The organism is Streptacidiphilus melanogenes (assembly GCF_000787835.1).
In the GTDB taxonomy this organism is placed as follows: Bacteria; Actinomycetota; Actinomycetes; order Streptomycetales; family Streptomycetaceae; genus Streptacidiphilus; species Streptacidiphilus melanogenes.
The window spans coordinates 25,666-31,934 of sequence record NZ_BBPP01000020.1; the positions used below are offsets into that span (position 1 = coordinate 25,666).

Consider the following 6,269-nt stretch of genomic DNA (forward strand, 5'->3'; position numbering starts at 1 on the left):
CTGGCCCTGGGTAAGGTCCCGGCATGAACTGGAACGGGTGGGCGGCCCGCCTCGCGGAGCAGCATCTGTCTGAGCCGCTGCCGCGCAGGTGGGAGCACAGCAGGGGCGTGGGGCGCAAGGCCGAGTCGATCGCCGACCGGTTCGGCGCGGATGGTCCGCTCCTCGTCGACGCCGCCTGGCTGCACGACATCGGGTACGCGCCCACGGTCGCGTCCACCGGGTTCCATCCGCTTGACGGGGCGCTCTTCCTGCGCGACGTGGTGGGAGTCGACGACCGGGTGTGTTCCCTGGTCGCCTATCACTCCTCCGCCGCGGCAGAGGCCGCACGACGGGGCCTGTCCGAACGTCTGTCGACCGAGTTCGCGCCGGTCGCCGGCCTGCTGGCGGACGCGCTGACGTACTGCGACATGACGACCTCGCCCGATGGAGAGCCGATCGCGGTGGAAGAGCGGTTGGCGGAGATCCTGGCGCGCTACGGCCCCGACAGCCTGATCACCGCGGCCATCACCGAGGCGCGCCCGGAGATCCTGCGCGCGGTGGACACCGTCCGCTCGCTTCCTCGTCGCGATCAGCCGAGGTAGGGGCGGGAGTCGCCAGCGAGATAGTGCTCCAGCCGCCTCCGCATCGAGCGGTCCATGGGGAGGGCGGCGATGTCGGCGGCGTCGACCCAGCAGACCTCGCTGGACTCGCTGCTGGAGCGGGGCGCACCTGTCGTGGGTCGCGCGGTCAGGACGATGGAGAACTCCTGCCGGACCTCGTCGTTGCTGGTGTAGTGGATGAGGTGCCGCGGGTCGGTGTAGATCCCGACCAGGCCGGTGATCTCGCAGCGGATCCCCGTCTCCTCGTCCGTCTCCCGGACGGCAGCCTGCGTCAGTGACTCGCCGAGGTCGATCGCTCCTCCCGGAACCGCCCAGTTGCCATTGTCGGTACGGCGGATCAGGAGGATGCGTCCGAGGTCGTCAGCGACGACGACGTTGACGGACGGCACCATGCTGTTGGCCAGGGGCGCGTCAGGGTCGTCGAAGTAGTCGATCCGGCTCGGCATTGTGACCTCATTCCAGGGGAACGGCGTCGGCCCAGACCCGCTCGAAGCTGTCCAGGTAGTTGGCGACCATGCTGCCATCAGCGGTCGCCCGGAGGTGTAGGACCGGCGCCTGGGCGGCGGCGAACCCGTACAGGTGCGTGTTGACCAGGAGTTCGTCGTCGGCCCGGTAGATCGAGTTGTAGAGGATCGTGTCGTGCAGCCGGAACTGGATGGCCTCGTTGCCTCGCAGCGGCGCGTACATCACGAGGGCGTTCTCGATCTTGGCGGCCATGGCAGTGCCGACGCCTTCGTCGGCACCGCGGCGGGCCACGTGTTCGCTCGCCGGGTTCCCGAGCAGGATGCGGATGCGCACCCCCTGTCCGGCCTTCGCGAGCAGGATGCGGTGGATGCCGCTGTCCTCGGAGAGGAACAGGCCGCTGTAGACCAGGACGCCGATGTCTTTGGTTGCCTTGCTGAACAGCGTGCGCCAGAGCTCGCCGGGCACCGCCGACCGGTCGGGGTAGACACCGACGACCTCGGTGCCGCCCGGCCCAGCCGGAGGCGCAGTGCGGTCCGTCTCCGGCCACAAGTCCGCCGCCGCGACGCCGAGCAACTCGGCGACCGCGTACCGGTGACGGGGGTAGGGCGTACGGCCGGAACCGATCCACCTCTCGATGGTCTTCGCATCGACGCGGAGCTCGTCCGCGAGGGTCTGCGCGGTGAGTCCGCGGTCCCGCAGCGCGGCGCGCAGGCGCTCGTTCGGCTCCGTCATCACCCTGGCCTACCCGGCTGATTGGACGTCCACGCCCGGACGATCGACACCGCGGTCGGGACGTCTCAGGACGTCCCCGAGGCGTCCCGTGGTGCGGTATCCGCGTCCCATGCCCAAGCGGAACATCTTCAACATCGCGGCTCCGGCCGGAGTCGGCGACAGTGGAATGATCACGAGCCCGATGGGAGGTGAGTCGCATGGTGGTAGTCCTGAACACTGAGTCTGGTCATCGGAGTTCGACTGAGGGGTCGGTGCCGGCTGCCGTGAGGCCGCCGTACGTGGTCGCTCTCGACTGCGCCTTTCCGGTTGGCGTTCGGGCTGCGACGGACGCTCGTCGTTCGCTTCGTCTGGCCTTCCACGAGGCCGTCGCCCCGGACGCGCTCAGCGACGCGGAGGTCGTCCTCACCGAGCTGGTGGCGAACTCAGTGACCGCCAGCCACATCGACGCCATTGTCTCCGTCGTCGCCCGTCAGCTCGTCGGCAGCCTGCTGATCGAGGTGACGGACTCCTGCGAACGCCCTCCCCGGCGCCGGGATGCCTCCGCCTTGGACGAGGAAGGGCGCGGGCTCCATCTCGTCGCTCAGTTGAGCCGGAGCTGGGGCTGGTATCCCGAGCCGCAGGGCAAGACGGTCTGGGCTCTGCTCCCGGGGTTCGCTCACCCGCACGGCGGCGGCCACGGCGAGAGCGACGCTTCGCCACCCGTCCACGGCTGAAAGCCAGCGCCTCACCTGCTGCTCCGCTTCCTGCTCTCCGACTTCCAGCCGCGAAGTTACCCAACTTCCGGAAGGGCTGCCCCATGCCTCCACGCCTCCCGATCTCCGTCGTCGACCTCGCCCCGCACGACGCCGCCGCGCTGGCACAGGCAGCGAGCCGCATTCGTGCCGACCCCTACGCCGAGGGCGAGGTGTTCGCCCGGCAGGCTCGCGCTGCCGCCGCGCCCCTGCCGCTGGACGGTCTGGTCGCGGTGGTGGACCGCTTTGCCCTGCAGCAGGGTCCGTCGAGCCTACTGATCCGCGGCGTCCCGTTCCCCGGTTCGCTGCCGCAGACCCCGGCGGGCAGTTTCCACCAGCTGCCCGAGGCACGGCCGACCGGCGCGGAGCCGGTCCTCGCGCTGATCGGCGCGCGGCTGGGCGAGATCTTCGCCTACGGAGAGTGGGACGGCGCGCACCTCGTGCAGAACCGGTACCCGGTCGCTTCGCACCACAACGTGCAGAGCGCATCCGGCGCCAGCGACCTGGTCCTGCACACCGAGGCGTGCTTCACCGCCTACCCGCCCGACTTCCTCGCGCTGCTCGGTCTTCGCCCGGATCCGACCGGGCAGGCGGCCACTCTCGTCTCGGACATCCCCAGGCCCTGGCCCAGCTCACCCCGGCCGAACGCGGCGCTCTGCGGGAGCCGCTGTTCGTCTTCCCCACCGACCGCGGCAGCTACGAGCATGAGGGCCGACGCACCACCGAGCCAGTGCCGCTGCTCAGGGACCGCCCGGACGGGCCGGCGCTGGAGTACTCGACCCTGATCACCGCCATCACGGCCTCCGGTTGTGCCGTGCTGGCCGCGCTGGAGGAGTCGCTGGGCCGCTGCGCCCAGTCGATCCTGCTCGGTTCCGGTGACCTGCTGCTGATCGACAACCGCCGCTCTGTCCACGGCCGCACCGCGTTCCGCCCCGCCTACGACGGCACCGACCGGTGGATTCAGCGCGTACTGCTCCTGCGCCGGCTGCCGTCCGGTGGACGGATCGTCCCGGACACGCGTCTGGCCCACTACCCGACGGACTACATCAAGGCCCTCGCCCTGCCCGCCTGATCCGCTGACTCGAAGATCAAAGGACTGGTCTGCCATGTGGCACGGACACAAGGTCGTCGACGCCGACGGCCACATCATGGAACCTCTGTGGGACTGGGAGTCCTACCTCGATCCGGCCTTCCGCGAGAGCCGCCTCCGTGTGGTGCGCGACGAGGAGGACGGCGACAAGCTCCTGGTCCAGGGCCGCCCCTCCGCGCTGGTCCGCCGTCTCGGTGGTCTCCCTGCGCCGGAGGACGGCGAGATCCGCGACTGGAACAGTTTGCCCGCCGACGGCGTCTTCGCCTCTTACCAGGAGTCGTGCACCCGCGCGTCGTGGGATGGCCCGGCCCGGCTCGCCTGGCTCGACGCCGCCGGTATCAACGCCACGCTGCTGTTCCCCTCGCTCGGCCTGATCTGGCCCCGCGAGGTCGACCCCACGAGCCCCTGGGCGCTGGCGCACTTCGACGCCTACAACCGCTGGATCGCCGACATGGCCAGCAGCGACCCCGAGCGCCTGCTCCCGGTCGCCCAGGTGCCGGCCACCGAGGACGCCCCCGAGCGGCTGCGGCGGCTGGCCGACGCGGGCTTCGCCCACGCCATGATCCCCGGCGGGATCCGCGACAGCCTCCTGCCCGCGGAGCCGCTGTTCGCCGCCGCGCAGGACCTGGACATCGCGTTACACCTGCACAAGGTCGCGGTCCCGCACTTCCTGCCCATCGCCCGCAGGCGCGGTGGCAGCACGACCCTGACCGCCCCGGCGATGGGGCCACTGTTCAACCACATCAACGAGACCCTGCCCGGCCAGCTGCACCTCGCGGCCCTGCTCGACGCCCGGGTCCCGGACCGCTACCCGCGCCTGCGCTTCGCCTTCCACGAGTGCAACGCCGGCTGGCTGCCCGCCTGGCTCGACCGCGCCGAGGAGTCCTGGCACACGCTGCGCGGCAACGGCCTGACCAGCCTGTGCGAGCTCCCGCCCCGCGCCTACCTCGCCGAGCGGGACACGTTCTTCTTCTCCGTCGGCCTGGGCGAGGACCTCACCCACCTGCCCGACTGGCTCACGCCCCGGCTCATGCTCGCCACCGACTACCCCCACCCGGGCACCCCGAAGGACCCCGCCGCCGAGTGGGCTGAGGTCCTCACCGCCCTCCCCGACGCCTTCACCGCCGGGCTGACCGGCGCCAACGCCGCCCGCCTCGTCTCTGTCCGCGCCGCCAGGAAGGAGCACGAACGTGCCGTCTCGCACTGACCGGGCCGCCCGCTTCCCATTGACCCTCACCGGCATGGACAAGGTCCGCATCGAGGAGGTCTTCCGCCTCGGCGCGCTGCGCGACGGCGTCCAGCTCACCACGACCGACATTCGCTTCCCCGTCTACGGACAGGTCGTGCCCCGCATCGAGCTGGAGCTGACCGGGCCCGGCTTCGCCAAGAAGATCACCGTCCGCGTCAACCAGGACTCCCCGTTCATGTTCGACGGCGACCAGCTCAGCGCCCACCTCAACGGCCAGCAGCACGCCATCGCCAGTACCCAGTTCATCGACGGCGACCGCGCCCCCACCGGCATGTACAACTTCGGGCTCATGCGCGAGAACGGCATGCGGTCCTTCGTGTTCGACTACCACACGTACTGCGCCTTCTCCTGTGACTTCTGCTTCAAGGAGTCCGAGTGGGAGATTCTCGCTCTCCAGGGCGGCGCCAGCTCCAACTACACCAGCAACTTCGACGCCTGCCTCGCCTACGTCGATGCCCACGCCGAGGAGATCAACCAGAACTACGACATCATCTGGCTGTGCACCGGCAGCATCACCAACGAGAAGCTCGAACTCGAACGCCACTGCCTCCTGGCCACCGCCCTGCGGAAGGTCGGCTATACCGGAGGCATCTACGTCTCCCAGGTCATCCCTGACCGGATGCGCCGCGACGCCGCCCACCGCCGCGACTACCTCACCACGCTGCGCGAAGCCGGGATCAGCCGCTTCAACTCCGGCGTCGAGATCGTCAACAACGAGTACCGCCAGCGCTACGTCCACGGCTACAAGGGCACCCTGACCTTCGACGACTACACCACTGTCTTCGCCGACGCCGTCGACGTCTTCGGCCGCCTCGAAGTGGGCAGCTGCCTGCTCGCCGGCATCGAACCGGCCGACGACACCCTCCGCGGCCTGGAGACCATCGCCGACCTGGGCGTGTGCCCCGCGCCGACCGTCCTCACCCCGTTCGTCGTCAGGCAGATGGACATCCCCTTCCAATACGACCTCGACGGCCTGATCGACGTCCACGTCGGCTTCAACACCATCATCGACCGCTACGAACTCCCCGTCTTCTCCGGCGTGTTCAGCCTCGCGTGATCACGAACGGCTTAATCCGGCCGCACGGGCGGGACCGGTTCGGTTATGGTGAACCAGTCCCCCCGGGCGGCCGTCTACCGTCCGACGCCATTGGCGCGACCAACGCGCCCGCAACCAGGGAGTTGCCGCCATGACGCGCACCCTCGTCGCAGACCTTCCCAGCCACCTCGACGAGACGGTCACCGTCTACGGCTGGATCAACACTCTCCGACTGCAGCGGCGCATGCAGTTCGTGCTGGTCCGCGACCACACCGGCCTCGTCCAGGTCACCCACGCCCGAGGCGGCGAAGGCGACGAGATCGAGGCGGCGTTCGAAGCCATCACCGCCGAGACCGCCGTGAAGATC

General features: G+C 69.8%; 9 protein-coding genes. 7 read left to right on the forward strand and 2 right to left on the reverse strand.

Features of this window, described 5'->3' with window-relative positions; all coding sequences use genetic code 11:
* The first annotated feature begins 23 nt into the window (after positions 1-23).
* Entirely contained in the window at positions 24-581 is a 558-nt protein-coding gene (locus TR49_RS21315) for an HD domain-containing protein (RefSeq protein ID WP_042383856.1), read from the forward strand.
* Here the strand turns inward: TR49_RS21315 and TR49_RS21320 are convergent.
* Together TR49_RS21320 and TR49_RS21325 are read right to left on the reverse strand one after the other, a co-directional pair.
* Complete coding sequence (locus TR49_RS21320; protein WP_042383857.1) at positions 569-1,045, reverse strand: NUDIX hydrolase; 477 nt, start codon at positions 1,043-1,045, stop codon at positions 569-571. The genes TR49_RS21315 and TR49_RS21320 overlap by 13 nt on opposite strands.
* Before the next feature lie 7 nt (positions 1,046-1,052).
* The gene (locus tag TR49_RS21325; RefSeq protein ID WP_042383858.1) at positions 1,053-1,796 is read right to left on the reverse strand and encodes a DUF5919 domain-containing protein; all 744 of its coding nucleotides are present in this window, start codon (positions 1,794-1,796) and stop codon (positions 1,053-1,055) included.
* Between the two features lie 197 nt (positions 1,797-1,993).
* On the opposite strand from TR49_RS21325, the gene TR49_RS21330 reads away from it, so the two are divergent.
* The 6 genes from TR49_RS21330 to TR49_RS21355 all read left to right on the forward strand — a co-directional run.
* Positions 1,994-2,509: an ATP-binding protein gene (locus TR49_RS21330; RefSeq protein WP_052434492.1), complete on the forward strand. Its 516-nt coding sequence runs from the start codon at positions 1,994-1,996 to the stop codon at positions 2,507-2,509.
* Positions 2,510-2,592: 83 nt separating this feature from the next.
* Positions 2,593-3,312 (forward strand): Fe(II)-2OG oxygenase family protein, encoded by a 720-nt coding sequence (locus tag TR49_RS45030; protein WP_042383859.1) that lies wholly within the window; start codon positions 2,593-2,595, stop codon positions 3,310-3,312.
* Positions 3,258-3,599, forward strand: coding sequence for a TauD/TfdA family dioxygenase (locus tag TR49_RS45035; RefSeq protein WP_042383860.1), 342 nt, complete (start codon positions 3,258-3,260; stop codon positions 3,597-3,599). The genes TR49_RS45030 and TR49_RS45035 overlap by 55 nt, the downstream gene beginning before the upstream one ends.
* A gap of 34 nt (positions 3,600-3,633) precedes the next feature.
* On the forward strand, positions 3,634-4,824 hold the full coding sequence (locus TR49_RS21345) for an amidohydrolase family protein (RefSeq protein ID WP_042383861.1): 1,191 nt from the start codon (positions 3,634-3,636) through the stop codon (positions 4,822-4,824).
* Positions 4,808-5,923 carry a hypothetical protein gene (locus TR49_RS21350; RefSeq protein WP_152627389.1) on the forward strand — a complete coding sequence of 372 codons (1,116 nt, stop codon included), beginning with the start codon at positions 4,808-4,810 and terminating at the stop codon, positions 5,921-5,923. The genes TR49_RS21345 and TR49_RS21350 overlap by 17 nt, the downstream gene beginning before the upstream one ends.
* Positions 5,924-6,053: 130 nt before the next feature.
* A partial coding sequence (locus TR49_RS21355; RefSeq protein WP_042383864.1) for an OB-fold nucleic acid binding domain-containing protein occupies positions 6,054-6,269 on the forward strand: 216 nt, incomplete at its 3' end.